19 protein-coding genes are annotated in these 26659 nt (G+C 69.0%); 5 read left to right on the top strand and 14 right to left on the bottom strand.

Going from position 1 to position 26659, the window contains the following annotated elements; all coding sequences use genetic code 11:
• Positions 1-31 precede the first annotated feature (31 nt).
• The gene (locus tag ACZ66S_RS36425; RefSeq protein WP_469905853.1) at positions 32-505 is read left to right on the top strand and encodes an RICIN domain-containing protein; all 474 of its coding nucleotides are present in this window, start codon (positions 32-34) and stop codon (positions 503-505) included.
• A gap of 238 nt (positions 506-743) precedes the next feature.
• On the opposite strand, the gene ACZ66S_RS36420 is transcribed toward ACZ66S_RS36425, so the two are convergent.
• Positions 744-3950, bottom strand: a complete 3207-nt coding sequence (locus ACZ66S_RS36420) for an RHS repeat-associated core domain-containing protein (RefSeq protein ID WP_469905976.1) — start codon at positions 3948-3950, stop codon at positions 744-746.
• 572 nt (positions 3951-4522) lie between these two features.
• Here ACZ66S_RS36420 and ACZ66S_RS36415 point away from each other — a divergent pair.
• Positions 4523-4897: a peptidase inhibitor family I36 protein gene (locus tag ACZ66S_RS36415; protein ID WP_469905852.1), complete on the top strand. Its 375-nt coding sequence runs from the start codon at positions 4523-4525 to the stop codon at positions 4895-4897.
• Positions 4898-5383: 486 nt separating this feature from the next.
• On the top strand, positions 5384-6409 hold the full coding sequence (locus tag ACZ66S_RS36410) for a DUF5937 family protein (RefSeq protein WP_469905851.1): 1026 nt from the start codon (positions 5384-5386) through the stop codon (positions 6407-6409).
• A 111-nt stretch (positions 6410-6520) separates the two neighbouring features.
• Here the strand turns inward: ACZ66S_RS36410 and xynC are convergent, their stop codons facing one another.
• Together xynC and ACZ66S_RS36400 are read right to left on the bottom strand one after the other, a co-directional pair.
• Positions 6521-7831, bottom strand: coding sequence for a glucuronoarabinoxylan endo-1,4-beta-xylanase XynC (xynC, locus tag ACZ66S_RS36405; RefSeq protein WP_469905850.1), 1311 nt, complete (start codon positions 7829-7831; stop codon positions 6521-6523).
• A gap of 528 nt (positions 7832-8359) precedes the next feature.
• The gene (locus tag ACZ66S_RS36400; protein ID WP_469905975.1) at positions 8360-9127 is read right to left on the bottom strand and encodes a class I SAM-dependent methyltransferase; all 768 of its coding nucleotides are present in this window, start codon (positions 9125-9127) and stop codon (positions 8360-8362) included.
• A 349-nt stretch (positions 9128-9476) separates the two neighbouring features.
• Here ACZ66S_RS36400 and ACZ66S_RS36395 point away from each other — a divergent pair, with 349 nt between their 5' ends.
• The gene (locus ACZ66S_RS36395; protein ID WP_469905849.1) at positions 9477-11036 is read left to right on the top strand and encodes an MFS transporter; all 1560 of its coding nucleotides are present in this window, start codon (positions 9477-9479) and stop codon (positions 11034-11036) included.
• A 38-nt stretch (positions 11037-11074) separates the two neighbouring features.
• Here ACZ66S_RS36395 and ACZ66S_RS36390 read toward each other — a convergent pair whose 3' ends face one another.
• The 11 genes from ACZ66S_RS36390 to ACZ66S_RS36340 all read right to left on the bottom strand — a co-directional run bounded on the left by ACZ66S_RS36390 (position 11075) and on the right by ACZ66S_RS36340 (position 25550).
• On the bottom strand, positions 11075-13327 hold the full coding sequence (locus tag ACZ66S_RS36390; protein ID WP_469905848.1) for an FUSC family protein: 2253 nt from the start codon (positions 13325-13327) through the stop codon (positions 11075-11077).
• 257 nt (positions 13328-13584) lie between these two features.
• Entirely contained in the window at positions 13585-13947 is a 363-nt protein-coding gene (locus ACZ66S_RS36385) for a hypothetical protein (protein WP_469905847.1), read from the bottom strand.
• A gap of 701 nt (positions 13948-14648) precedes the next feature.
• Positions 14649-16607: a DUF2264 domain-containing protein gene (locus ACZ66S_RS36380; protein WP_469905846.1), complete on the bottom strand. Its 1959-nt coding sequence runs from the start codon at positions 16605-16607 to the stop codon at positions 14649-14651.
• Positions 16608-16928: 321 nt separating this feature from the next.
• Positions 16929-17735 carry a polysaccharide lyase family 7 protein gene (locus ACZ66S_RS36375; protein WP_469905845.1) on the bottom strand — a complete coding sequence of 269 codons (807 nt, stop codon included), beginning with the start codon at positions 17733-17735 and terminating at the stop codon, positions 16929-16931.
• A gap of 28 nt (positions 17736-17763) precedes the next feature.
• Positions 17764-18951 (bottom strand): mandelate racemase/muconate lactonizing enzyme family protein, encoded by a 1188-nt coding sequence (locus ACZ66S_RS36370; protein WP_469905844.1) that lies wholly within the window; start codon positions 18949-18951, stop codon positions 17764-17766.
• Complete coding sequence (locus tag ACZ66S_RS36365) at positions 18942-19919, bottom strand: D-2-hydroxyacid dehydrogenase (protein WP_469905843.1); 978 nt, start codon at positions 19917-19919, stop codon at positions 18942-18944. The genes ACZ66S_RS36370 and ACZ66S_RS36365 overlap by 10 nt, the downstream gene beginning before the upstream one ends.
• Positions 19916-20911, bottom strand: a complete 996-nt coding sequence (locus ACZ66S_RS36360; protein WP_469905842.1) for a hydroxyacid dehydrogenase — start codon at positions 20909-20911, stop codon at positions 19916-19918. The genes ACZ66S_RS36365 and ACZ66S_RS36360 overlap by 4 nt, the downstream gene beginning before the upstream one ends.
• Entirely contained in the window at positions 20908-22107 is a 1200-nt protein-coding gene (locus ACZ66S_RS36355) for a hypothetical protein (RefSeq protein ID WP_469905841.1), read from the bottom strand. The genes ACZ66S_RS36360 and ACZ66S_RS36355 overlap by 4 nt, the downstream gene beginning before the upstream one ends.
• Positions 22108-22111: 4 nt before the next feature.
• A complete protein-coding gene (locus ACZ66S_RS36350) occupies positions 22112-23011 on the bottom strand; it encodes a carbohydrate ABC transporter permease (RefSeq protein WP_469905840.1) in 900 nt (299 codons plus the stop codon).
• Positions 23011-23889: a carbohydrate ABC transporter permease gene (locus ACZ66S_RS36345; RefSeq protein ID WP_469905839.1), complete on the bottom strand. Its 879-nt coding sequence runs from the start codon at positions 23887-23889 to the stop codon at positions 23011-23013. The genes ACZ66S_RS36350 and ACZ66S_RS36345 overlap by 1 nt, the downstream gene beginning before the upstream one ends.
• A gap of 197 nt (positions 23890-24086) precedes the next feature.
• Complete coding sequence (locus tag ACZ66S_RS36340) at positions 24087-25550, bottom strand: ABC transporter substrate-binding protein (RefSeq protein WP_469905838.1); 1464 nt, start codon at positions 25548-25550, stop codon at positions 24087-24089.
• A gap of 290 nt (positions 25551-25840) precedes the next feature.
• Between ACZ66S_RS36340 and ACZ66S_RS36335 the strand changes: the two genes are divergently transcribed.
• Positions 25841-26656 carry a sugar phosphate isomerase/epimerase family protein gene (locus ACZ66S_RS36335; protein WP_469905837.1) on the top strand — a complete coding sequence of 272 codons (816 nt, stop codon included), beginning with the start codon at positions 25841-25843 and terminating at the stop codon, positions 26654-26656.
• The last annotated feature ends 3 nt before the right edge of the window (positions 26657-26659 follow it).

Genomic DNA, 26659 nt, shown 5'->3' with positions numbered 1-26659 from the left:
CTCTGAACACACCACCGCAAGGAGACTCCCAGTGCGCCGCCCGACCCGGAGGGCTTTCGCCGCCCTCATCGCCGTAGCCGGCCTCGCCCTTCCCGTCCTCACCCCCGCACCCGCCTCGGCTGCCACCACCACCAGCCGCTTCGCGAACTACCGTTATGGGGACTGCCTGCGGGAGAACTCCGAGACCGGCCTCAAGGGCGACCGCTGCACCACCGGACGCGGCAGCCTGCTGTGGCAGTGGAACGGCCGCCTCAACACCAGCACCACTCTCAAGAACAACTTCTGGGCCCGCTGCCTCGACAGCAATGACCGGGGCGATGTCTACCCCTTGCGCTGCAACGGCGGCTCGTACCAGAAGTGGCGCACCGTCCAGCCCGCCGCCCGCAGCGCCGTCATGCTCCAAAGCGTCGGCACGGGCCGCTGCCTCTACCAGCAGGACGACGGCTACTACCGCACGGCCCGCTGCGACCGAGGCGCCCAGAACCAGCGCTTCACCATCGGCTGAAGAGGCCGCCGGGCCGGCAGCTCTTCGTTCACGTGGGGGCCGGTGGTCGGGTACCACCGGCCCCGCTGCTCGGGTCGTGCTACTTGCGTCCCCGCCTCTTCAGGATGAAGGCGAGGACGAAGCAGACGACGATGAAGGCGATGACCCAGCCGGTGGCCGGCAGGTAGTCATAGCGTCCTGAGGTCTCGGCGGTCATCATGGGCAGTCCTCTTCTCGTCGGATGGAACGGTGGGTCCGGTCAGCCGCCGGAGATGCTCTCCTCCGCATGGTTGCCGAGAGTTTCGCCGAGCACGAGACAGCCGGCGGCTGCCAGGAAGCCCGCTCCGCCGGTGGCGAGGCCGGCGGCGCCGGCGAGTGCGGTGCAGGACGCCTCGGCGGCCGCACCGACCGCCGCTCCCGCGACAACTCCCCACAGTTTCTTGCCGTTGCCCTCCTGGAAGGCCAGGCCCCCCTCGGCGACGGTCTTGATGTTGAGGAGCTTGCTGGCCGTGTCGATGAGCCAGTAGGTGCCGCTGGGGTCGATGCGGTTGAGCGGATCGCCCTCCGCGTACAGGTAGGGGTTCTTCTCCTGGCCCGAGGGGTCGGGCTGGGTGAACCGGCTGATCTGCGGGTCGTAGTAACGGGCGCCGAAGTGGTACAGGCCCGTCGAGTCCTGGTAGCCGCCGGTGTAGCGGTAGGGCTGCGGCACGGATTCGGTGGTGCCGGGCCGGCTGACGCCGGTGGGTGTGTAGCGGTAGGTGTTCACCTGCTTGCCGCTCTCGTCGACCAGTCCGGTGACGGACCCGAGGGCGTCGGTGAGGTAGTAGTAGTTCTTCCCGCCGGTGGTGAGGGAGTTGAGCGTGCCACCGGGTTCGCGGATGAACTCGGTGTCCTTGCCCGCGGTGGTCTGTCCGGACAGCCCCAGGGGACCGTTGTGGAAGACGGTGGTGCCCAGGCGGGTGCGCTCACTGCTGTCGGTGCTGGCGTACTGCGCGCCGTAGGTGGTGCCGCCGACGGTCACGGACTTCATCTGGCTGAAGTCGGTGTACTGCTCCGCCGTGCGGGTCGCTTCGGTGGTCGGAGCCCCCGCGGTCTCGTTTCCGGCCTTGTCGTAGGACCAGTTGGTGGTGATGCCGTTGCGGGCGATCAGTTGGGAGGCGTCGTTGTAGGTGTAGACCGTGGAGCCTGGGCAGCCCGGAATGCTGCCCTGCGAGAGCAGGTTTCCAGCCGGATCGTGGCAGTACTGCCAGGAGTTCTTGCGGCCCGACTGGTCGACCTCCTCGGCCAGGGAGGCCCGGCCCGCCGAGTCGTACTGGTAGGTCGTTCTGGTGCGGGACAGGTTGTCCGTGAGCGAGCGGATCTTGATCCCGTCGAGGGATTCGGTGCCGGCCGTGTAGGCGTAGGTGTACGACAGGTCGCTGGTGACGCGGCCGGACGGCGCGATGTTCCTGATGCCGGTCGGGCGGCCGGAGTTGTCGAGCGTCACCGACTGCACGGTGTTGCCGGGGTAGGTCGTTTTGGTGCGTGCGTCGTTGTTGTCGTACTCGTAGGTGGTCTTCTTGTGGGTGGGCCCGGTCAGTGCGGTGAGCCGGTTGGCGGCGTCCCAGTCGTAGTCGGTGACGCCGCCGGGGTCGGTGTAGGTGTCCACGTTGCCGTCGGCCGTGTAGGCCAGCACGGTCTGTGAGCCGTCCTGGAGGGTGCGGATCGTCTCCCGGCTGAGCGCGTCGAAGCGGTAGGTCTGCATGCCGGTGGCGTCGGTGCGGGTGGTGAGGTTGCCGTCGTCGTCGTACACATAGGTCACCGTGGACTGCGGGGTGGTGACCTTGGTGATCCGGTCGCGGTCGTCGTAGGTGTAGACGGTCTTCACCCCCCGTCCGTCGGTGGCGGACCGGGTGCGACCGAGGGCGTCGTAGGTGTAGCTGGCCGGGTCCTGCGGGGCGGGCGGGGTGGCCGTGGTGAGGTTGCCCTGGCCGTCGTAGTGGAAGGACGTCTTCTTGTTGTTGGCGTCGGTGGCCGAGCAGGTCTGGCCCTGGAAGCCGCCGCAGGTGGGCGTGGCCTCGTTGTGGGTGAAGCTGCGGGTGCCGCCGCCGGTGCCCGTCGTGGTGACGGTCTTGGTGTTGCCGGCGGTGTCGTAGGTGAACTCGGACTTCTCCCCGTCCGGGCCGTTCGCGCTGGAGGGCACGTCGGCGCCGGCGATCGTCTGCCAACTGCCGGTGGCCGTGGCGCCGGTGGGCAGCTTCGCGGAGGTGGGGTTGTTGCGGGTGTCCCACCCGTACGCCGTGACGTTGCCGCCGGGGCCTCCGTTGCCGGTGCCCATGGCGTCGGTGGCCGTCTGCACGAGGTGGTCCTTGTAGGTCTTGGAGCGTTCGTGCTTCAGCCCGTCGAGGGTCTTGGTGACCTCGCCGTCGGCGTTGTGGTGGTACTCGCTGGTGTGCCCCAGCGGGTCGGTGACGGTGGTGACGCCCGCGTCGTGGTGGGTGGCCCCGGTGTAGGAGTACGTGTACGTGGGGCCGGGGCCGCCGCCGGTCTCGGAGTAGCGGCGCAGGGAGGTCACCCGGTCCTGCGCGTCGTAGGTGAGCACGGCGGATCGGGACTCCGACGTGGTCAGCTTCACCAGCCGGCCGTCGGTGTCGTAGGAGAACGCGGTCGCCTTGCCGGCCGTGTCCACGGTGCGGACCAGCCGGTCCGAGCCGGCGTCCACCTCGTACCGGGCGGTACGACCGCTGTTGTCCTCGGCCTGCCAGGTGGTGCCGCTGGTACGGGTCAGGTCGATCCACCGGCCCGAGCGCGTCTCGGTGAGTTTGAACCCGGCGGGCGCTCCGGAGGCGTCGTGGTGGGCGCTGACGGTGACCGAGCCGTTGTTGCGGTCGCCGACCTTGGTGAGGCTGCCGTCCGCCGCGTAGGTGTCGGCCAGGCCGGAGGAGCGGTCGGTGAGGGTGTAGGTGCCGTCGCTGTTCTTGCGCAGGTCCTTGGAGTAGCCGGACGGGGTGGTGAACGTGCCGTCGGCGTTCTTCGTGTACTCGACGGTCGCGCCGGTGTCGTCGTAGTGGAAGACCTGGTCGGTGAAGGACAGGTCGAGTCTGCGCTCGTACCCCAGCCACCACTGCGCGTCGACCTCGCCGTAGGGGGCGTCCAGGGAGTTGTAGGTGCGGGTGAGCTGGAGGCTCTGGCCGACACCGGCGATGTCGAAGTCGGTGGCGGCCAGCATGAGGTTGCCGGTCGAGTAGTCGATCCGTCCGACCAGCGCGTCCGTGACGCGGAAGTCACTGATCTGGTGCCAGGGCACAGCCCCTTGGCCCTCGGGCACATAGCGCAGGGCCTGTGGCTCGCCGGAGCGTTCGGGCGCCGGCTGTTGGCCGCGCAGACGCCGCTCCTCGCGCTGCTGCCAGGCTCTCTCGTGGGTGTCGGGAGCGGCCGAGGGGACGGCGCGCGGGGGTCTGGTGACGCCGGTGCGGACGGCGGGCATCCGCGCGGCCGTGGATCTGCCCCAGTGGGTGTCCGAGGGACCCGTGGGGTCGGGGGGCGGTGCCGCCGCGGCGGGTGCGACGCCCGCTGTCAGCGCCAGGGTGACCAGCAGGGAGGTCAGTGGCAGGGCGGAGCGGACGCGCAGGCGTCCGCGCTGTCGTGGGGAGGCGTCAGGTAACGCCTGGAACGACGGAAGGTGCATGTTTCCCCCTTGTGGAGACGTGTCCGGCGCTCAGGGGGCCGCCGAACGGATCCAAGGGGTCACACCCTGGCCGAATATGAGCCGGAGGCAATATCCGGCTGGGACGGTTGGGTTGTGAACAGGTCAATATTCCTGGCGAATTCCGTGGCCTGGTGCAGGTGGCGCGGGAAGGCCCTCCACGAAGCGCTTGGACCTCCCTTTTCAGGACGGCGAGAATCAATCCCCGGAGGGGTTCGTTCCGTGAACGGCGGCGCTGATTCCGGATTTCGTGGGCCGCGATGCGAAGGACTTGTGGTGGGGCGGAATATGTCCGTCCTCGTCCTGTGATTGCTACGGTGGGCGCGCACCGTCATCGAAAGAGGAGGAAAACCGTGCACAAGCGCTTATTGGCGACCCTGGCTGTTTCCGCCGCCTTCTCCGGCGTGCTCGCCGCATCAACCACCGTGTCGGCGGAGCCCAACCCTTCGGGGTGCGAGAAGAGTTATTTCTGCATATATGCGGGCGAGGGCCAGACAGGTCAGCTCCTGGTGAAGACGGAGGGGAACTGGACCGGCAGCGTCAGCGGCAGATCGGTCTTCAACAACGGCGTGGAGTTCGCAGGTGAGGACCACATCCAACTGACCTGGACGTACAACGGCGGCACCTACGAGGACTGCCTGCACTACAACCCCGGGCCCGGCGACTACAAGTGGAACTTCGTCAGCGGTGTGACGTTCATCAAGGCCGTGTGGCGCGGCGAATGCTGAGGTGATTCCGCACCCTTGCCGGTGAGCCGACGCATTTGGACCCTGAGGAGCAAGGGGTCGGCGTCGGCTCAACGGGGTGCGTGCCGACGGCGACTTTACTGGGGTCCGTGCAGGGCGTATGGAAGAAGCGGTCCGGCCGCGCAGAATGGCGACTGGAAAGATGAAATCTGACCGACTCACTGTCCATTGGTAATATGCGGCGCGGCAATTGGTGACGAGTCGCCGGGCGCTCGACCACGAAAAGTGCCCTGGGAGTGAAGGGCGCCCCGAAACAATGTGACGCAACTCGTTTTCCACAGCTACCGCGGGACCGCGCGTCGACTCCACGTAGCCCCTTGTCCACGAGAGTAGGCGAGGGCGGCAGGGCGGCAAAGGTGTTTCGGTCCTCGCCGAATGTGGACCACTGACGCGATCGTCGCTGTTGCCCTGTGCGTTCCTCGGGGAAGGTGAGAACGTTGAGGGAGCAGTCGTACGGGGGACACGCTGATGCTGCGCATCCATTTCAGTGCGGAGGACCTGGGCAGGATCCGGCTGGCGCCCGGACCCGACCCCGCCTGGGAGGCTCTGCTGAGCCTGCACGTCCTCGGCGGCCAGGACGCCGACGTCGACTTACGGGCATGGTGGACGCATGCCCGCACCTCCCTCGACGTGGCCTCCCGGCCGCTTCTGCACCTCGCTCCGCCGCGTGGGTACTCACCCGACTTCCTGACGCCGGCCGACGGCACCACGGATCTCGAGACGGCCGTCGAAGCCGTGGTGTCCGCCTCCCGCGCGCGGCTGAAGACCGATCTGACGACCCTCGCCCGGCAGCAGAAACTGCCGTCGTGGGCGGAGGCCCTCGCGTCCGGAGCCCCCGCCGCGCGGCGCGCCCTGCGCACCGCCCTGCGCCACTACCACCGGCAGGCACTGATCCCGTACTGGTCGCAGATCACCGCGGCCGTCGACGCCGAACTGTCCTCGCGGGCAAAGACGTTGGCGGCGGGAGGAGCCGAGCAGTTGCTGAACAACCTGCATCCGGCGGTCCAGTGGCGCGCGCCGGTCCTACGTCTCGCCTATCCCCGCGACCAGGACATGCACCTCGGCGGGCGGGGACTGCGGATCGTGCCCTCCTACTTCTGCCGGGGCGGTCCCATCACCCTGCGGGACCCGGCCCTGCCACCCGTGCTGGTGTACCCGGCGCCCCGTGGTGCCGGCTCGCTGAGACCGGGCAACGCCGTCAACAGAACCGACGCGCTCGACAGGCTCCTCGGACGGACCCGGGCCGCGACCCTCATCGCCATCGCCGAGACACAGCACGCGACGGGCATCGAGATCGCCCGCCGACTGAACATCTCACCTGCGTCGGCCAGCGAACACGCGAGCGTGCTGCGCGAGGCGGGCCTGATCCACAGCCTCCGCGACCGCAACACCGTCCGCCACGTCGTCACACCACTGGGAGCAGATCTCCTCGAAGGCCCGGCCACCCCGGGGGAGTGGGCAGCAGGGCCGCGGGTCGGCCAGTTCCAACGGTGACCGGACGGCGGGCGGTCGAGGACTGACGACACCGCCTGTCAGACCGCCCGACGGCAACTGGAAGCGCGCGGGTCTTCGGCCCAAGGATGGCGCAGTGTGAGTGCGAGGCCTCTACCCGGTCACGAACGTGGTCAGGCTCTGCGCGGGCAACTGCCCGGTGAAGGAGCCGTTCGACACGGTGATCCTGCTCTGTGACGCGAGGGTCCTGCTTGCGTCCGTCAGCCAGGAAGACACGTTGGACGAGGCGTTGTTCTGCAGGATGAACTGCTGACTCACCTGCGAGGTCCCCTTGTTGACGGCGACGATGACCACCCGGGAGCCGTTCCCCTTGTACGCCGAGAGGTAGACGTTCGCCTGCGGGTTCGCGGTCACGGCGATCCGCAGGTGCCCCGGGCGGACGTACTTGGAGAAGTGCGCCATGGCGGCACCGCGCTTGCTGATCCGCCCGTCCTCGCGCATGGGGCCGTAGCCGCGCCGGATGTACCACCACACGTACGCCTGGAACTCGGCGTCCACCATCGCGCGGTGGACGTGTTCCCCCACCTCCAGCGCTTGTGGCCAGAGGTCGGCCGAATCACTGCTGTTGGGGTAGTAGACCTCGGTCATCCACAGCTCCTTGCCCGCGCCCTTCTGCCTGAAGAGGGGGTAGGGGAAGTTCTGGAACGAGGTGCCGTAGAGGTGCGCCCCGAGAATGTCGAGGTTGGCGAGGGCTGCGGGGTCGTTGAGGATCGGGTCCGAGAAGCTCTTGACGTACTGGAAGGACTCCGGAGCGATGACCTTGGTGCTGATCGAGCCGGCGTTCTCCCGCAGGAACCTGGTCATCTCGGTCGGGGTCCACCAGGTCCAGTCGTGGGCGTAGTCGGGCTCGTTCTGCACGGAGACGGCGTACAGGTTCACGCCGTTGCTCCGCATGAAGGCGACGAAATCGTTCAGGTGCTGCGCGTAGGCGCCGTACATGTCGTACCGGAGTCGCTTCGCGTCGGTCTGCTGGCCGTGGACGAAGGTCTCCACCATCTGAGCGGGTGGATTCCACGGCGACGCGAAGACCGTGACCCCAAGCTCGGTCGCCCGCTTCGCCGTCGCGACCTCACGGTTCCAGTTCGCCTTGTCCTCTGAGACGAAGATTCTCAGCATGGAGAAGCCGAGCTGTCCCTCGCCGTTGCCGAATGCCGTGTCCCGCTGGGCAGATGTCAGGTCGCCGATCCACAGCGGGTGGTTCATGCCGCCGAATCCCCGGATCAACTGCCGGGTCGCCGACGGGTCGACGGTCACGGCGGCTGCTGCCAGGGACGCGGTTCGGGACGCTCCCACTGCCGGTGCGGCGGCCGCGAGGACGGGCAGGGTGCCCATGGTCGCCAAGACGGCCCGGCGACTGGGGTACGCCGGGCCTGTGGTGCCGGAATCGCTACGGTGCAACGACATTGCTCCTCCGTCTGGACGCGACGCTGATGTGGGTTTCCTCGTCTGCGCTTCGCTGCCTTGACGTCATTCCGCTTGCCGGGTCGGCCGGTTCGGCCATGCAAGGCGATGCCCCCACCGACACGGTCACCTGCCGCCGGCCCAAGTGCCCGTGCCAGATTCGAAAGTTTCGCGATGGGCCTGGTTGAGATGCAGACCTGCTGTACAGGCAGGGATCGATTCTGATGCGGTTGAGCCGTGGGAGTGCTCCCCTCCTCGTCGAATGATTCGATGAGGTGACCGATCGTGAGGCAGTGTGGGGACCGTAGGATCACCGCTCTCCGGCGTCAAGGCTCAGGGAGTCCTTGGCCCGTTCCCGACGGCGCCACGGCTGCGTCGAGCGGTTCGCGCGGTGGTCGGCGGCTTCCGCTTCTCGGGCTGGGGTTCAGGCGCGTTCATGGTGCGCCCGCCACAGGCGCGTGGCCGGGAGCGGGCCTGTCTGATCCGGGAGGCGAAGTGGAGGCCAGCGGTGACCTGTTGAGGTTGTGAGGGTCAGGCCCGGCGGCGAGCCGAGTAGACGGTTGCCGTCATCGGTGCCGTCACAGGACCGCTGCCGAGCTGCTCTGTCATGTGCTGCGCGATGGCGGCCTGCAGGGATTTCACGTCACCGCGGGCCTGAAGGGCTGCGCTGACGGGTGTGCCGGTCAGGAACCCGGTGGCCACCGAGGCGGCCGACTCCGCGACGCCCTCCAGGGTGACCTCCTCCGTGTCGGTAACCGTCAGTCCGGCGCTTTCGAGGTCCGCGGTGACTCGCAACGGATCGGTGTATCCGTGCGGTACGTCTGTCAGGAACGTGGGTGTCCCGTCGGGAATGGCCTCTTCCAGTGCGTTCTGGAACGCGGCGCCGAACCCGTGCGAGGCCACCGGGCCCCAACTGTTGAACAGGAACTGTCCCTGGGGAGCCAGAACTCGGCGGACCTCTGCGTAGGCGGCGGTCCTGTCGGGGAAGAACATCACGCCGAACTGGCACACGACGAGGTCGAAGCTGCCGTCCTCGAACGGCAGTGCCTGGGCGTCCGCCTGCCGCCACCGCGCTCGCGGCTCCAGCGCGGAACCGGTCGCAACCATGGCTTCGTTGAGGTCGGTCGCCACCACTGAAGTCGAGGGCGTCGCGGTGAGCAGCGCTGAGGTCAGGGCCCCGGTTCCGGCCGCGAGTTCCAGAACGGTGCGCGGTCGCAGGGCGGCCGCTCGGGAGGCCAGGTCGGCGGCGAACGGCCGGAAGAAGACCGGGGCGAGGTGACGTTCGTAGGCCTCGGGCATGGACTGTGTCCAGCGCCGGTTCGCGTCGTCTGCGTTCACCCGACGGACAATACCCCTGGGGGAGATCAAAGGGGATGACTCGGGTCATCGTGGATGCGTCGGTGGACCGGGGGCGTGGGAAGCAGGCGTTTTCGTGTGTGCGTCGAAAAACGTTTGCGGTTGATTCCCGGCCTGTCCTGCCGCAGTGGAGGCACCCGTCGTAGCCGGCTCTGCCGCTGCGGGCCGGCCCGGGTGGGGGCAGACTGGGAGCGTGAGTGACACACGCTACGGGGGTGCTGGCACCACGTCGGCGCCTCGCACGGTGCATCAGCAGACACTGGCTCTCGCGGCCATGATGTTCGCGGTTGCGATGACATTCATCGATCAGACCATCGTGTCGATCGCTGCGCCGGACATTGTCCGGGAACTGGGCCTTTCAGCCTCCGGTATGCAGTGGGTGATCAACGCATATCTGCTGGCACTGGCCGCCTTCTTCGCCGTCGGCGGTCGCCTCGCGGACCTGTACGGTCCGCGTCGGATCGTGGTCATCGGCACGTTCGTGTTCGTCGTGTCGTCGGTGATGTGCGGCTGTGTCCCCAAGGGGGACGCCGCGCAGGGTTGGCTCATCGGCTTCAGGGCGGTCCAGGGGGCCGGGGCGGCACTGCTCTTCCCCGCCGCGCTCGCGGTGGTCGTGGCGGTGTTCCCGGCCGAGCGGCGCGGCCGGGCCCTCGCGCTGTTCTTCGGGCTGTCCGGCGCCCTGACCGCGGTCGGTCCGCTGCTGGGTGGCTGGCTCACGGCGTCATGGACGTGGCGCGCGGTGTTCTGGGTCAACGTCCCCGTGGCCGTGGTGGCGCTCGTACTGACCGCGATGGCCCGCATCGCCGACCGCAGGCGGACCGGCACCCTGGACATCGTGGGCGCCGCTCTCATGGCGGCCGGCATGGGACTGAGCGTCCTGGGCTTCCAGCAGGCCTACTCCTGGGGCTGGGACAGCGCGGCCACCTGGCTCTGCGTCGCGGGCGGCCTGGCGATCCTCGCCTTCTTCGTCCGCTACGAGCGGGGCGTCCGCCACCCCCTGATCGACCTGCGCGTCTTCCGGGACAGGGGCTTCACCGTGGACGCGGTGGTGCTGTTCTTCGCCATGCTCGCGTTCGTTCCGCTGTTCTTCTTCGCGTCCGTGTACGCCCAGGTCTCGCTCAGCGCCTCACCCAACCAGGCGGCACTGTTCCTGCTGTACGTGTTCGCGGGATTCGCCATCGCCTCGCAGTGGGGCGGCCGGATCCTCGACCAGCGGGGCGCGCGCCCGGCACTGAAGGCGGGCGCTGTCCTGGGCTGCGTCGGGTTCGCCCTGTGGGCGGGCAAGCTGACCGACCTGTCCATGCACGACCAGTGGCCGTACGCGGCGCTGGCCGGCGCGGGCATCGGCTTCATCCTGGCTCCGGCCTCCACGGACGCCGTCAACCGCGCCATCGGACCGTCCTACGGCGAGGTCACGGGCATCACCCAGACCGTACGGAACTACGCGGCCAGCGTGGGCATGGCCGTCTTCGGCACCATGCTCACCCACGTCATGCGCTCGAACGTGGCGAGCACCCTGGAGTCGCGGGGCCTGTCGGCCGAACAGGCCCGGGACACCGCCCACCGCGTCAGCAGCTCCATCACGGGCAGCGGCGACGCCAGCCCGCCCTCGGGCACCGGAGCGTCGGCCGACCAGATGCGGGACATCTTCAGCGCGGTGCGCATGGACTTCGCCGAGGCGAACCAGTGGGTCTTCTACGGCATGGCCGTCGCCCTGGGGATCGCGTTCCTGGTCGCGCTGTGGCACCCGGGCGGGACCGCAGCCGCCACCGAGGCCACCGAGGCCACCGCGGCCTCTGGGACCTCGTCCGCCGAGGCGCAGCACAGGCACACCGCGGCGAAGACGGATTGACCGTCGGCTGAGCCGGCCGCCCGATGGCCGACTGGCGCTCAGGCGGGCTTGCGGGAGCTGTCGGCGCGTGGATGGGCATCGGTGTGCGAGCGGGCGTCCCCCTCCGGTCGTGAACGCGCATCGGTGTGCGAGCCGGCGTCCCCCTCCGGTTCAGCCCCGCGGGAGACCCGCGTCAGATCGGCGGCCAGCGACTCCAGCCACTCGGCCACGGCGTAGTACCGCCGGGGCGCGCCCACCGGCTCGGCGTCGAACTCGGGGTACACCGGGCCGATCCGCGGTACGGCCGTGGGTGGGGTGTCCCCGCCGGGATCCAGCGCTGCGGAGACCAGCAGCATCCGCCCGGCCATACGTTCGCCGAGCGCGTCCACCGCTCGGGCTGCCGCGGCCGGCAGCACGGTGACGGGCGGAGCCAGGAGCCGTTCGGAGCCCCACAGGGTGTGATGGCCGGCTATGAGCGTCGCCTGCCAGTCCACCGACGCCGAGTACCCCCGCCCGCCGCCCCTCAGCGGTGCGGGCTCGCTCTGGAACTGTGCGTACGCCGACTCGGCGAGGACGACCGCGTGGTGCAGGGATCGCTGCCCGGGCGCGGCTGCCGGCACGATCGCGGCGGCGCCGCCCGCCACCGACGAGGTCGTGGCCACCACGACCTCCGCGGCCGTACGCAGGAGTTCGGCAGCCGCGCGGCGCATCTCGTCCTGCGCGCCGCGCGGCCAGGCGAGCAGCCCGAACACGGCGCCGATCGTGCTGCCGATCAGCACGTCGAGCACGCGCACCTCCGCCAACTGCCAGGTGGAGGGTGCGAGCTGGGCGAACACCAGGGCCACCAGCACCGTGAACAGCCCTTGGGCCCACCCGACGCCCCGCACCGGCCCGACGGTGAAGGCGAACAGCATCCACAGGGGCAGCAGTACGGCGTAGACACTGGTGTGGGTGCCCACCAGGGTCAGTGTCCCGGCGGTCAGCAGTGCCCCGGCCAGCGTGCCCGTGAGCGCGAGCCGGATGGTGTGCCGGGTCGCTTGCAGGGTGGTCCTGGTGAGGCTGAGCGTGGCGAGCATGGCCCAGAAGCCGTGCGGCAGGGTGTCGATGCCCGCGACGAGCCGCGCCGCGGTAAGGGCGAGCGCGATCCGCATCGCGTTCTGGAAGAGCACCGACCGGCGCCCCGCGTGGCCGCGCAGCCGGTGCCACCACAGCACTGGGGCCGGGACGATGGCGTACCAGAAGCGCTGCGGCGCCACCTCGGTTTCGGCGTGCCGTCCGCGTACGGCCCGGTCGGCCGCCGCCCCCATGGCCAGCGCGGCATCCGCGATCTCCAGCACCGCAGCATGCCTGCGCAGCACCGCCGGCGGAAATCCGGACGGGGGCGGGGGCGGCGAGCCGGGCGGGCCCGCGGACACGGCCGACAGTGCGGCACGCGCCGAGGACAGCTCCTTGTACGGCCCCAGCACTGAAGTCCGTTCGCGCAGACACCGCGCTGTCACCGTCGCGAGGTCAGCCACCGCACGCAGCACGGCCACTACCTCCCGTTCCTGCCCATGGGAGGGGGCGGTCAGCCAGGCCAGGCGAGTGAGGAGCGTGCGGACGGCGAGGCTGGTGTGGGCGAGGGCCCGCATCCGTACACCGGGACCGGCCGGACGCTCCGCCTCGGGCACCATCAGCGACCGCAGCCCCCGGCCGGCCTCTTCCGCCGTTCCGCGGTCCGCGGCCTTGAGGACGTACGGCGGCTCGGCCAGGGTTCGGGCGCACTGGGCGGCCGTCCGTGCGGCGCGAGCCGTCCGCTCCCGGTACGGCGTCGGGGCGGGCTCGGGAAAGATCAGCGCCTCGGTGGCGATCAGCAGCACCAGTCCGGTCGTCGTACCGAGCAGCCGCTCGTCGAGCGATCCGGGATCGTACGGCGGGAACGACGGCAGGATGTACAGGAGCTGCAGTCCCGGTGCCACGCCCGCCGGGCGCGGTCCGCCCACGGCGGAGAAGGCCAGTGCGAAGCCGACGGCCAGCATCCCGGCGACGGCGCTCCAGGTGCGTACCGAGAGATAGGTGCCGACGACCACCAGGACCCAGCACACCGGAAGCACCCGCAGCATGATCGCCGCACGCTGGCGTCCGGTCCCCGGGGTCCGTGAGAGTCCGCCCAGGGCCACCGCGCCGAACAGCGCGTAGGTGGCCGCGACGGGACTGCCGAGCCCGTAGCGGAAGAGGTAGAAGCCGATCGCAGCGGCCAGGGCCACGCGCACGGCCCGGCGGCCGGAAGCGGCGTAGGCCGCCGGGATCAGCCCGACTGGGACACCTCTCACCCTTCCAGGATCACCTCAACGGTTCCGGCGCGCGTGCCGGGCCGCTTGGATGGTGGGCGATGGCTTGGGCTATGGGACCCCGAGGTGTTCCAGCCGCCACCATCCACCTCCTCGGAGGTCCCCCGGGAACTTGTTCTGGTCGGCCAGGACTCCCGAAGGCGCTCTAGCCTGCGGGGTCGAGCGCGACTGCGATGTCGATCGGAGCGGAGTGCCTTATGAGGCTGAGGAGTGGGTCCTCAACGGTGAAACGGCGCGTCTCAGCGAGCGCCGCTGCTGATATGCAGGTCCGCCCAGGTGGAGTTCTCGGCGAAGCACGCCTGCATCTCCACCTTCCAGTACTGAGGCTGCCAGTACGGATCATGCCGGTCGCCGTGCTCGTTGACGGCCAGCAGTTGGCCAGGAGACAGTGCAGGCCGATTCCCGGTCCAGTCCCAGACGCCCCACTCGACGATGAAGTTGTCCCCGTCGTGCTCAGGACTCTCAATCCCCTCGACGGGCATCTGCACGGACTCCTCGAGGGCGGCCCATGCTGCCTCCATGGTGCAGATGCCGGCCACGACGCCATGCCGGCCCAGAACCTGCTCGAACGCCGCGGCGCTGGACCGCAAGGGGATGGACATGCCGTCAGATCAGCCACGTCGGCCGCGTCGCGATCCGCAGGAAACTGCCTGGCGACCAGGCAAGGCCTGGTCGGGTTCCAGCCCAGTCCCCTACGTGCCTTGGCGCTGGTGGCCGACTGGCTGCCCAACAGCCCCTCCGCGAAGATCGCAAGCTGCTGGACGATGTTGTCCGCAGGCTCCGGCACCACGGCACCCAGCGCTCCCGCGGCCGGGACGCGGCTTTGCCGAGGGCGCGCACGATCGGGTTCTGCCCATCGGCTGCGCTCCAGTACGAGCCGACGCGCCCGGTCAGCAGCACGCGGACGTGCAAGTCGGCCAGGTCGTCGATGTGCACGTGCCGTCGCCGATCAGGGGGGTGCACCCGAATCAGTCCGGGGCGCCCAGGTGACGAGTGTCGAAAAATGCTCCCGTTGTGGCCGTACCGCACACGATGCCGGGAGCACGATGCCCATTCCGAGCGCTGTCCGAAGACTGAAACACGTCGGTCGGGCCGCCCGGTCCGAGGCATCCCCGCGTCTGGACGGACGACCTGTCCGACCTGCATCTCCGCAACGACGGGGGTGACGATGGTCGCCGTGGTGCGGCAGCGACGGCTGGACGAGACCGACGGCCGCCAAGTGCAGGTCCGGCGGATGACGATGCCGGACCCGGACGGAGGACTGCGTCACCCGGTTGCGATTCGGCCGCGAAATCTTCATTCCTCAGTCATGTACCGGCTCCGGAGCCGGCAGGCGGATGGTGTCGATTACGTTGTCCGTCCAGACCACGTCGACCAGCAGCGCACCGTCCTCGGAGCGGGCCGCGAGCTGAGGCATGTCCTCCGGGTCTGTGCCGCCGAGGTGGATCCCCGCGACGTAAACGGTGCCGTGGGCGACCGCCCCGTCAGATTCCACGTACGGGGTGACGGACCGTTCGCCGAGCGCGTTGCTGCCGCTTCCTCGGGCCAGAAGGGCGCGTGGCAGTCCGTGCAGACCGTCGATACGGGAGACCAGTCCGTCCGCTCCCGCTACGCGGGCCGTGGCGCCGGTCACCTCACCCGCGGTGTCGTCGGTCACCGCGAGAGCCCAGCCGCCGATCCGCAGGACGTGCCCGGAAGCGTTCGACCCGGCCGTGGCAGGGTCGATCCGTACGGCACGGATCTCCGTCGCCCCCCGCAGCGAGGAGCCGACAGTGATCCATGGCCCCAGCACGTGCTCCGTCTCCCGCTTGCCGAAGGGGTCCCAGCTCGCATCGGTCGGCCAGTGCGCGCGCGACCGGGACACGCCTGTCGCGCCGTCGAGGAAGAGCGTGTGCGAGGGGCGGCGGTGGGAGGAGCGGCCATCCACGTCGAGCAGCACCACGGCATTGTCGAGTGGATCGACCTGCGCACAGGCACCCATATCCGCCGTGGGATCGCAGGGGGTTTCCGGCGCCGTGTGCGTGGAGTACGCGAACCGCGCGTAGCACGGGTCGTCGGCACTCAGTCGGGACGGATCGCTGTGGTCTCCTCCGTGATGGACCACCCGCACCACGCCGTCGGCTCGAGTGCCGGAGACCAGCCAACCGGGAGCGGTCAGCGCGTGCCCGAAGTCCTTCTCCTCGACGGCGAGCGGCGTCTCCGGCTCCGTCCACACGGGATGTCCGGGCGGCAGCGTCAGCCCGATGAACCCCTTGGCCGCCCAGTACGGGGACGCCGGACCGGAGTACGCCTGGAGGATTCCGCGGAAGGGCCTGTGCCATCCCAGGGTGAGCAGGCCGCGCTCGTCGACCGCACCATGCCGGATGAAATGGTCGAGCATCCGGTTCGCGACGGCTCGTGTCTCACCCGGGGCCAGTGGGGTCGCATCGAAGAGGGCACCGGTCCACAGGGACGCGAGCGCGGCGTGCCGGTACGTGAGCGACCGGCCTTGGATGAGGGGCGAGCCGTTGGCGCCGATCAACAGTCGCTGGGCGGAAAGGAACAGGCTCAGCCGGGCACGGTATCGGTCCAGGAGACCGGGGGGTGCCGCGTCACCGAGGATGCGGCAGAACCACAACGGGTACAGGTGCATCGCCCAACCGTTGTAGTGGTCGTAGTTGCGGTGCTCACCGCCGGTGAGCCCGTCGGAGTACCAGCCCTCTCCGGCATACCAGTCGTCGGTGAGAGCGATGATCCGGTCCAGGTCATCAGCGCTCCACCTGCCTCCGGCGGTGCGGGCGAACGCCTGAGTGACACCTTGGAACCAGATCCAGTTGTTGCCCTCCAGCTCGTTGCCCACCATCTGTGCCAGCCAGTCGAGCGTGTTGTGTCTGACCCGGTCGTCCAGCCGGTCCCAGATCCAGGGCCGGGTCTCATGCAGCGCGAGCGCGATCGAGGCGGCTTCGACCTTGGCTTGCCTGCACTCGGGAAACGTCGGCCAGCGTCCGGGGTTGGTGGAGTCGGTGCCGGCGTCCAGGCCGCGCGCGTACCAGCCGGCGAGGTCGTGCGGGTCGGAGCCCTGGGAGCCGGCCAGCCGGAAGCCCGCAAGGAGGAAGGTACGGGCGAAGCCTTCGAGCCCGTCGCTGAGAGGGCCGCTGGCGCTGGCGGTACCGGGCAGGTTGATCAAGGCGTGGTCTTCGGTGGCGAATGGCCGTACCGAGAGCAGCAGTCGGTCGGCGGTGGTCTCCCAGTGCGCGCGGTCTCCGGCAGGGGTGCGGGGCATGTGCGGGGTGGCTCCTTCGCCGGTGGGATCGGAAGAGCTGGGCCAGGCCAGCCGCGAGAGGGGACGGAGGTGACCTGGCTGGGTGGCGGTGTTCGCGCTGGTGGGCGTTCGGCTTCCGTGACGGCGTCCGGCCCAGGCACGGCCTCGTGGTCCCGTGTGCGTCGACTGACGTCGGCACCCTCAGCTCAACGGCGGACCGGCTGATCAGGTCCGGTCCGCCGTCTGCTGTTTGACCGAGCCGCGTGGACTCCCTGTGCAGTGTGTTGCGGCTTGCGATTCCGCCGCACCGGTTGCGCGGTGCTTGAGACGGTCAGACGTGTCTCAGTTGTGCGTCACCTGCACGCCGTACAGGGCGACCTCACCGTAGTTGGAGGCGCTGCACGGCGAGGAGTTGTTGCAGTTCGCCTGGGTGTAGTCGCCCGTTTTGAAGTAGCCGCTGCTGAACTCGGCGGCGACGGTGGCCTGCTGGCTGCCGTTGTAGTAGACGTCGACCTGTCCGTCGTGGACCACGAACTTGCCCTGGAAGCGCGTGCCCAGCGCGTACGTGGACGTCACCAGCTTGTAGTGGGTGTCGTTGTACGAGGTGATGTACAGGCTGGAGCCCTCCAGACGGAACGACGTGACGTCGCTGACGGAGTCGTGGATCTGGCTGGCCATCACATGCGGCTTCACGGCGGGGAGATGGGTGATGGCCTCGTTGAACACCATGGTGTGGGTGCCCGACGTGGAGGGCCAGCTTGCGTTCGCCGAGCCGTCCGCGGTCATCTCGCGCAGTTCGGAGCGCGGGTAGCCGGTGTTGGTGGTGGTGGCACCGTTGACGGCGGCCCGCATCAGGATCGCGGTGCAACTGGAGTTGGTGGTGAACCAGGGGGCGTTGCTGTAGGTCGCCAGGGCGGGCTGCTTGACCTCCTGTGGGGAGCCGGTGCTGGTGGGCAGGGGGAGTTGCAGCTTCCAGGCGGTGCTCAGTCCGATGGCGGCGGCCGGTGCGGGGCAGGCTGCGGGCTTCTTGGTGACGGGTGCGGCCGACGCGCTCTGCACCGACGCCAGCAGCCCTGCGGCGAGCGCGGGCGCGGCGACGAAAGCAAGGGCGCGTCGGGAGTTCCGGCGGGAGGGGACGTGCTGGTTCATGTGCGGCTCCTACTTGGATGTGTGCGGCTCAGCGGACGAGCTCTCGAACCCTCCCTTCGTCGATGCCGATTCCGAGGCCGGGGCCGGTCGGCACCTCGGCCACCCCGTCGCGCACCCGGATTGCGGGGCCGGTGGCGTAGGGGCTGCTCAGGAACTGCCGGCCGTTGAGGTCGGCGGGGGCGACGAGGTCGTAGGCCGCGAACAGGTGGAGCGAGGCGGCGAGTCCGATGTCGGACTCGGTCAGCCCCGACCCCATGAGGGCGACGCCGCAGTCCTCGGCGAGCTGGCACTGGCGCAGGGAGAGGGTGAGTCCGCCGCATCGCTGTACCTTGGCCACGGCGGTCCCGATGGCCCCCCTGCGGACAAAGGAAGCGAGATCCGTGGGGTGGCGCAGGCTCTCGTCCACGGCGATCGGAACAGGGCTGAGGTCGCGCAGGCGGCGCAGTCCCTCGATGTCGTTGGCGGGCAGGGGCTGTTCGAGCGCAACGACGTCGTACGGCTCCAGTAGCCGGGCCAGACGCAGGGCGGAGTCCTGGGTGCCGGCCTGGTTGGCGTCCACGATCAGCCGTGCGTCGGGAGCCGCCTCCCGTACGGCCCGAACGCGCGCGGCTTCGAGGGCTTCGTCCTGTCCTGGCTCGAGACCGGTCTTGATCTTGAAGTGCCGATATCCGTGCTCGTGGCCCTCTGCGACAGATTCGGCGAGGTCGTCGGGGGTGGCACCGGTGGCGATCCAGCAGAGGTCGATGGCGTCGTGGCGGCGTCTGCCCCACAGTTCGCCGAGGCTCACGCCGCGTGAGCGGGCGAGGGCGTCGTGCCAGGCGACGTCCAGGGCTGCGCGGGCCAACGGCATGCCATTGGACCAGCCCCGGCGCAGGGTGTTGTCGAGGACTCGTACCAGCCCGTCGAGGTCCCAGAGCGGGAGTCCCCTTGCGGCGGGCGCGAGGTAGTAGGTGAGCGTCGATTCGATGGACTCGGTGGTTTCGTACGTCCAGGAGGGGATCGGGGTGGCTTCACCCCATCCGGTGCTGCCGTCTGAGGCGGTGAGCTTGACGAGCACCCGGACGGCCGGCTGTCCCTGGGTAGTGACCGTGCCGCCTGCGACCGCGAAGTCCCGCAAGGTGGGAAGGGCGACGGTGAAGGTCTCGATCCGGTCGACGGTGACGCTGGACTGCGCGGCGTCGGCGGGGGAGCCCGCGGCGGTGTCTGTCAGAACCATTGTGTCTTGTCCACGACGTTGATGAGCGGCTGTCCGGCGACGAACCGTCGTGCGTTCTCGACGAGCACCTCGAACCGGCGCTCGGCGGCGTGCGGGCCGGCGCCTCCCACGTGTGGGGTGATCATGACCCTGGGGTGGCGCCACAGAGGGTGGTCCGGGGGGAGCGGTTCCCGTTCCATCACATCCAGCGCCACACCCCGCAGCCGACCGGTCTCCAGCGTCGCGACCAGGTCGTCGAGACGGACGGTGGGGCCGCGGCCCACGTTGACGAGACAGGCCCCGTCCTTCATCAGGGCGAGCCTGCGTGTGTCCATCAGTCCCTCCGTGTGCGGCGTGTGGGGCACGGTGAGGACCACGATGTCGGCCTGGGGGAGCGCCCGGTCGAGGTGGTCGGGCGTCAGTACTCGCTCAAAGCCGGGTGGGGCGATGGTCACGCGGGGGTCGATGCCTTCCACCCGGGTGCCGAACGCTGCGAGCAGCCGTCCGGTCTCGGCTCCCACGGCACCCGCGCCGACCACCAGTGCCCGTGCCTCGCCGAGCGGTACGACCGCCCCGTCGGACCAGTCGGGCTCCCACTGCGCGTGTGCCTGATTCCTTACGTAGTGCGGGAGTTGGCGGGCGAGGGCCAGCACCAGGGCCATGGTGTGTGCGGCGACATGGTCGGTGTAGGTGTCCCGCATATTGGTGACCTGGACCGGGTGCCGGACCAGGTCCGGGTGGTAGAAGCCGGGCGGCGGGCCGGCCTGGGGGGCCTGGAGCCACCTCAACCGCTTTGCGCGGCCGAGGAGTTCGGGGGTGAGGGTGCCGTATGCGGCTTCGGCGGTGGTGAGAGCCTCGGCCACGTCCGCGGGGCTTTCGGGGCACAGCACCATGATCTCGGGGACGGTGCCGGCCAGCCGGCCGGGCCAGGTGCGGGTCTCGTCCGGCAGCGGCGGCACCATCACGAGGGTGAGCGGCGCGGCGGTCATGCGGCGTGCTCCAGGGACGTGGCGCTGACCTCGTGGCGTAGAGGCGCTCCGGCGACGTACTGGGCCAGGTCCTCGGCCATCGCCCGGCCGAGCAGGCGCCGTTCGAGACCGAGACTCCCCGCGAGGTGGGGAGTGACCACCACGTTGTCCAGTGTGAACAGCGGGGAGCCGGGCACAGCCGGTTCGGGATCGGTGACATCGAGTACCGCGAACAGGTCGGGGCGCTCCCTGAGCACAACCACCAGCGCGTCCTCGTCGACGAGCCCACCGCGTGCGGTGTTGACCAAGGTGGCGTCAAAGCGCATGGAGCGCAGCAGAGTCTCGTCGACCATGCGGCGGGTGCTGTCGAGCAGCGGGGCGTGCAGGCTGACGACATCGCTCTCGGCGAAAACCTGTTCCAGTGTGGCGGGTTCGACACCCCAGGAGCGGGCCTCGGCGTCGGGCACGTACGGGTCGTGACCGAGGACGCGTACCCCGTGCCGGAGCAGTTGGCGTGCGGTGGCCCGTCCGGTGGCGCCGAGGGAGACGAGTCCGACGGTGCCGGCACTGCCCGGTTCGCTCCGGCGGACGGCGGCTGCGGCGGTGCGGCGGGAGGTGAGGACGTAGCGCCAGCCGTGCTTGAGGGCGAACAGGATCTGGGAGCAGGCGAAGTCGGCGACCTTTTCGGCGATGACCGGGCCGGCGGAGGCGACGCGTACCCCGCGCTGCCAGGACGCCTCGGTGACGAGGGGGCGGACCGACCCGGCGGCATACAGCACGAGGCGGAGACGGGGCGCGCGGTCCAGGAGGTCGGCGGTGAGACGCGGGGCGCCCCAACTCGTGAGGAGGACGTCGACGTCCTCCAGTGCGTCGGAGGGCAGGTCGTCGGCCGAGCAGGGCGGCCTGGTGACGTTGACGTACCGTTCGATCTTGGCGCGTTCGGCCGGGCCGTACACGTCGTCGAACCGCTCCGGATCCATGACGTACAGACCGTTGAGCTGCTGGTGGGTCACGCTGCTCCCTCTGTTGTTCGGGCGGTTTCCGCGCCACGCAGGGCGCGCAGACGGGCTGGTGAGGCGAGGCCCGCGTGGTAGTAGCGAACGGACCGCACTCCGGCGTCTCTGAGGCGTGCCACCCGTGCGGCGAGGTGGGCGGGCTCTTCGTCCACCACCGACACGTTGGCGATGACGGGCCGCGGGCTGTCGCGGATGGCTTTCTTGACACGCGCCACCGACCGGTCGATGTCGTCCCAGCACTTGACGACAACGGCGGTGGCCCGGCCGTCGAACCGGCCCAGGTCAACTCCCGTGTCGGGGCCGGTGATCTGGGGGTTTCCGTCTGCCATGAGGAGGAGTTCGCGGTCGGACGCCACCTCGGCGATCCGGCGGGTCAGATCCTCGATCACCGACTGCCGATGGCGCAGCAGTGCCTTGGTGGCCCCGTCGCCGAGAGTCGCGGCGAGGGTGTCCGGGGCGCGGATGCCGTCCCTCAGCTCTGCGTCGACGCTGCGTCGCACAGCGCTCGCAAGCGCGCCAGGATCGGCGCCGGCAGCCTCGATACCCTTGCGGCAGGCCGGGCACAGACACACCGACAGAAGGTCGCGACAGCCGCGGCCGAGGTCGGCGCCGGCGGTCTTCTCGTGGTGGCTGCCGTGCTCGAAGCCCAGCCAGCCGCAAGCCTCCAGCATCAGGGACGGTGCCGTCGCCGCCTCGTGGCGTTCGACGAAGGCGCGGACCAGCTCGACGGCGTAGTCGGCGACCTCGGGCTGTGCAGGGCACAGGGCGTACGTGTAGCGCTCGCCGTAGGCGTTGTGCACCGACAAGTCGGGGGCGCCGGTCCCGGCCGCGGAGCTGTGGGTGAGGACGAGCCAGGCCTCGACCCGCAGCCCCTGGGCGCGTAGGGCGGCGGCAGCCGTGCCGAAGCGGTCCCGGGTGTCGACGGCCCAGCCGGGCGCGAGCGGCCGCAGCCGACGGCCGCTCCACCGGCTGTCATCGAAAGCGAAATACGCCGCTGCGTGGGTGGCGTGCACGGTGCGGTGCACCGGGTGGAACGGGGTCATGGCGCGGACGGAGTGGTAGGCGGCCTGGAGGACGACCGCGCCCACTCCGAGGGCGGCGATGCGCTCGGCGGCCTCCGGGTCGCCCACCAGGTCCCAGGTGTAGGCGAAGGCGCCGTTGAGATCGGCGGAGCCGGATGGCTCAATCGTCACGGGATCACTCCTTGGTGGCGCCGGCCAGACCGCGCACGAAGTAGCTCTGGAAGACGATGAAGACGATCAGCATCGGAATGACGGACAACGTCATGCCGGCGGCGAATCCGGTCCAGTCCACGGAGTGTTCGCCCTTGAAGGACAGCATTCCGACCGCCAGGTTCTGCAGGTCCGGCTGGCCCAGGGTGAACACCAGCGGGATGTTGAACTCGTTCCAGTTGCTGATGAACTGGAAGATGACGACGACCGCGATGACGGGTTTGGCGAGCGGCAGGACCAGGAGAAAAGTCCGCAGGAATCCGGCACCGTCGAGTTTTGCCGCGTCGAACAGGTCCTTCGGCACTCCTGAGAAGAATCCGACGAAGAGCAGTACGTAAAGGGCGCCCGCCGCACCGGACATGGCCAGGATGACGCCCGCCCGGGTGTTCAGCAGGCCGAGGCTGTCCACGAGCACGAACTGCGGAATGATGATGGACGCCACCGGCACGAAGAGGGTAGCCACGATCAGCCGGTGCAGGGCCTTGCGGCCGGGAAAGTCGTAACGGGCGAGGATGTAGCCGCACAGGGCTGACTTGAACAGTTCGACGAGGGTCGATACGACGGCGTACAGAACGGTGTTGAAGAAGTACTTGGAGAATCCGGCGTCCACCCACGCCCGCTGGAAGTTGTCGAAGTTCCATTGGTCCGGCATGAGGCTCGCGCCGCCGGTGAAGAGGCCCGCCTGCGTTTTGAAGGCCCCGGTGACGACCCAGAGGAACGGATAGACCCACAGGAGGCCGATCACGATCAGCAGGGGCAGGGCGACGAGATTGCCGCGCGCGCCTCGTGAGATCCGTCTGGTGCGGGGGGACCGCCGCTCGTCCACGGGGGACTTTCCGGGACGGGAGAGTTCTGCCTGGGACATCAGACCCCGTACTCCTTACGTAGTTTCTGCGCCCGGCGCACGAACAGTCCCTGGCCAGTGACGAGGAGGAAGGCCATCACGGAGAAGAGCAGCGCAGCGGCCGACGCGTATCCGTAGGCGAAGGGGATCGAGCCGAAGGCCTGCCTGTAGATGAAGTACGAGACCACGTAGGTGTCGGTGCCGGGGCCGCCGCCGGTGAGGGTGACAATCAGGCCGAACACGTGCATGGCGTTGACCAGGGCCAGCATCACGATGACGACGGCCACGGGGCGGATCAGCGGCAGGGTGATCCGGGTGAGCTTGTGCCACTCGGAGGCGCCGTCCAGGTCCGCGGCCTCGTACAGCTCATCGGGGACGTTCTGCAGCGCCGCCATCCAGTAGATCATGTACTGGCCGAACACCTGCCAGACGGAGATCAGGATCAATGTGAGCATCGCGGACCAGCGGCTGGAGAAGACGTCGGTGGTGCCGTCAGTGAGGCCGAGGCCCTGCAGTGCGGAGTTGAGTGCGCCGTTGGACGGGTTGAGCAGGTAGGTGAAGATCAGGCCGGCCATGGCGACGGGGATGATCAGTGGCGCGAAGAAGACGGTCCGCAGCGCCTTCTTCGCCCGCAGCCACTTTTGGGTCATCACCAGCGCTGCCAGGAGCGAGAGCGGGAGCTTGATCAGGGTTGTCCCGACTGCGAACACCAGGGTGTTGACGACGGCCTGCCAGAAGAGCGGGTCGCCGAGGAGCCGGGTGTAGTTGTCACCGCCGACGAAGTTGTCCAGCGGCCCGTTGCCGGACCAGTCGAAGAAGGAGTAGTAGACGGTCGCCAGCAGCGGCCAGAGGGTGAAGCCCAGGTAGAGGACGAGGAAGGGCAAGAGGAAGAGGGCCACCCACAACCGGTCGCGCCCGCTGGCGCGTTCGCGGTTGTCCTCGGGCGGACTCGCGGACCCGGAGCTGTGCTCCGCTTTGGCGGGGCGGGCCTCGGATGTAGGGGGCGGCGTCGCGTCGGATGGGCGTGGGCCGGGGGGCGCTAGAGCCATGAGACGTCCTTTGTGTGCTTGCCTGTTCCGGTTTGCTGGGCGTGCGGCTACTCGGCCGGTTCGTAGTCGGCGGTGTACGACCAGTCCGGAAAGGTGAAGCAGTCGATGGAGACCTTCAGGCCCTTGTTCGCTTCCTTTTTGAGCTCGCTCTCGAGCGTCTGTTGGCGCTTGGCGACGATTCGATCGGCCTCGGGCTTCAGTGCGTCGCCCGAGTTCAGAGCGCCGGACATCGCCTCGTACTCCCAGGTGGGCCGCTCGCCGATGGCCTTGACGTAGGCCTTGGACTTCACGAGGTCGGGACACTTGGCGACCGGGAGCGGCAGCTTGACCCGGTAGGAACGGGCGTCCGCGATCTTCATGATCTGCCGGATGGCCGGGTCCTTGATGTAACGGGCGTTGTCCGCGAAGGCCAGGGTGCCGAATCCGCCCTTCAGGTACTCCTTGGTGAAGTAGCCATCGGGCTCGGTCATCCAGTCGAGGAACGTATACGCAGCCTTGGCCTGCTTTGACTTGGCGCTCACCCAGTACTTGTTGCCGTCGGGCTGGCTCCACAGAGCACCCTTGGGGCCGCTGTCGGGCACGGGGTGGGCTGTGACTGTGTACCCGGAGGCGTCCAGGCCCAGGGTCCTGAGTACTGAGGGGAGCCAGGTGCCGTCCATGGTGATGCCGGCCTGGCCTGCGGCGAACTGCTGCCGGGTGAAGTTCTTGTCGTTGTTCCCGGGAGCCAGGTAGCCGTCCTCCTTGAGCTCCTGGATGAAGGAGAACACCTTCTGCGCCTGGGGTGTGTTGAGCGAGAACATGCCTCGCTTGTAGTCGAAGAACCAGTCGTTGACGGTGTACTCACCGGCGGCGAGTGCGTAGAACGTGCGCTGCAGGTCCACGTCCTTGCTGGGCGCGGCGATGCAGTAGGCCTTCGTCTTCCTCTTGATGGCCGCGCAGGCGCTCTTCAGGTCGGACCAGGTCTTCGGCGGTCGCGCGGTCTGCAGTCCCGCGTCCTTGAACACCTTGTTGTTGAGGTACAGGTAACCCGGCCCCCAGTAGTTGCCTTCCGAGAAGGGGAACGCGTAGGTCTTGCCGTCGAGTTGGTTGACGCCTTCCGTGAAGGAGCCTTGCGGCCAGCGCTTGGTGAAGGCCGCGGGGAGAGTAGCTCCTCCGTTGAGGGGCTGGATCCACTTCTGGTCGAGGAGCTGGGACATGGCCAGCGGGCCGTTGTCGCTCCAGTAGAAGACGTCGGGGCCCTGACCGCTCTGGAAGGCCAGTGGCAGCGTCCGCTTGTACTCCTCCTGCGCGATCGACTGCCATTCGAGGGTGATGTCCGGGTGCTGCCGGTGGAACTCGGCCGCGACCTGCTTGTGGAAGTCCGTCTGTTCCGCGGAGTAGTCCCAGACCTTGAGGGTGGTGCCGGAGTCGCCGGAGCCTCCACCGCACGCCGCGAGGAGCGGCCCCACCAGCAGGGACGCGAGCGCCATCCTGCCGACCCGGGATGTTCTGGGTGCGATTCCTGTGTACATGCTCGGCTCCTGCTCTCTCGGGGGTGGCGGCTCTGCCCGCCCTGGCTGCCGTGCTGGTCCGGACCGAGGCGCGGTTGACGTTAAGGTCAGAAGGCGACGTAAGCAAGCGTTTTCACGGGGTGAAGTAGTGGATCTTGAGAGCCCCATGCGTACGGTAAGCCCCGTGAACAGGGACTATAAGCAAATCCATCGACCTGTGACTCAGCGCGATGTAATTTGAGGGAGCGCTTTCACAGGGAGCGGCAGTCCGGTCCGCAGTGTTCGCTGGTCGATCAGAAACGGAGCACGACGTGCGAGTCCTCGTCCTCACCAAACCATTCGGCCCCTTGGCACCAGCCATACTGGCTGAACGCCTGGTCCGCGTCGGGGCGGATGGTGCCGACCTGCTCGTGAGGGATGGTCAGACCGTCACACCGGACACCCCGGAGCGAATCGTCGACACGGCACGGGTTCTGCGTGAGAACGGCTGTGAAATCGGTTTCTTGAGCACGGACCTGACCTGCGCGGGCCCGGTGGCCGACCGCCTCCTCGGGTACTGCGCCGAGCAGGGCCTGACCAGTGTGCGGGTTGGCTTCTACCGTTACGAGGCTGGATCCCACTACGCCTCCGCCCTGGACCGGGCCCGTCGTGACCTCGCCGGATTGGCTGATCTGGCTGCCCGCCACGGTGTGCGGCCCGTGCTCGCACTTCACCACGGCACCCTTCACCCCTCGGCCGCACATGCGATGCGGCTGCTGCCCGACCGCGACGACGTGCTGATCCACCCCGATCCCGGCAACCAGGCCAAAGAAGGCAGCGAGGACTGGCGGCTCACGCTCGACACCATCGGGGGAGTCGACCGGATCGGCTGTGTCGGTGTGAAGAACGCCGTCTGGGAACAGGGCGGTTCGCCCGAGGACTGGACGTGCCGGTGGCAGCCGTTCGCTCACGGTGGCGTGGTGCCCTGGCCCGCGCTCCTCGCCGGGCTCACCGGAGCCGGGTACACCGGCCCGCTCTCGTTGCACGTCCACTACGCCACCAACGACTCCTCCGCGGCCGTCCGCCGGGATGTCGGGCATCTACGCGCGCTGCTGGCGGAGGCGGGGGCCACGCCCTTGACGCGCTGACCG

This window comes from Streptomyces sp. NPDC107471, from assembly GCF_055582845.1.
Note: the sequence above shows the minus strand (reverse complement) of the source record. Positions and strands in the feature narration are given on the sequence as shown.

What these genes read in the sequence shown, in the direction of transcription:
- ACZ66S_RS36420 (WP_469905976.1), bottom strand. Translation starts at nt 3,950, where the DNA reads ATGCCCGCCGTCCGCACCGGCGTCACCAGACCCCCGCGCGCCGTCCCC.
- ACZ66S_RS36410 (WP_469905851.1), top strand. Translation starts at nt 5,384, where the DNA reads ATGCTGCGCATCCATTTCAGTGCGGAGGACCTGGGCAGGATCCGGCTG.
- xynC (WP_469905850.1), bottom strand. Translation starts at nt 7,831, where the DNA reads ATGTCGTTGCACCGTAGCGATTCCGGCACCACAGGCCCGGCGTACCCC.
- ACZ66S_RS36400 (WP_469905975.1), bottom strand. Translation starts at nt 9,127, where the DNA reads ATGCCCGAGGCCTACGAACGTCACCTCGCCCCGGTCTTCTTCCGGCCG.
- ACZ66S_RS36395 (WP_469905849.1), top strand. Translation starts at nt 9,477, where the DNA reads ATGACATTCATCGATCAGACCATCGTGTCGATCGCTGCGCCGGACATT.
- ACZ66S_RS36385 (WP_469905847.1), bottom strand. Translation starts at nt 13,947, where the DNA reads ATGTCCATCCCCTTGCGGTCCAGCGCCGCGGCGTTCGAGCAGGTTCTG.
- ACZ66S_RS36380 (WP_469905846.1), bottom strand. Translation starts at nt 16,607, where the DNA reads ATGCCCCGCACCCCTGCCGGAGACCGCGCGCACTGGGAGACCACCGCC.
- ACZ66S_RS36375 (WP_469905845.1), bottom strand. Translation starts at nt 17,735, where the DNA reads ATGAACCAGCACGTCCCCTCCCGCCGGAACTCCCGACGCGCCCTTGCT.
- ACZ66S_RS36370 (WP_469905844.1), bottom strand. Translation starts at nt 18,951, where the DNA reads ATGGTTCTGACAGACACCGCCGCGGGCTCCCCCGCCGACGCCGCGCAG.
- ACZ66S_RS36365 (WP_469905843.1), bottom strand. Translation starts at nt 19,919, where the DNA reads ATGACCGCCGCGCCGCTCACCCTCGTGATGGTGCCGCCGCTGCCGGAC.
- ACZ66S_RS36350 (WP_469905840.1), bottom strand. Translation starts at nt 23,011, where the DNA reads ATGTCCCAGGCAGAACTCTCCCGTCCCGGAAAGTCCCCCGTGGACGAG.
- ACZ66S_RS36340 (WP_469905838.1), bottom strand. Translation starts at nt 25,550, where the DNA reads ATGTACACAGGAATCGCACCCAGAACATCCCGGGTCGGCAGGATGGCG.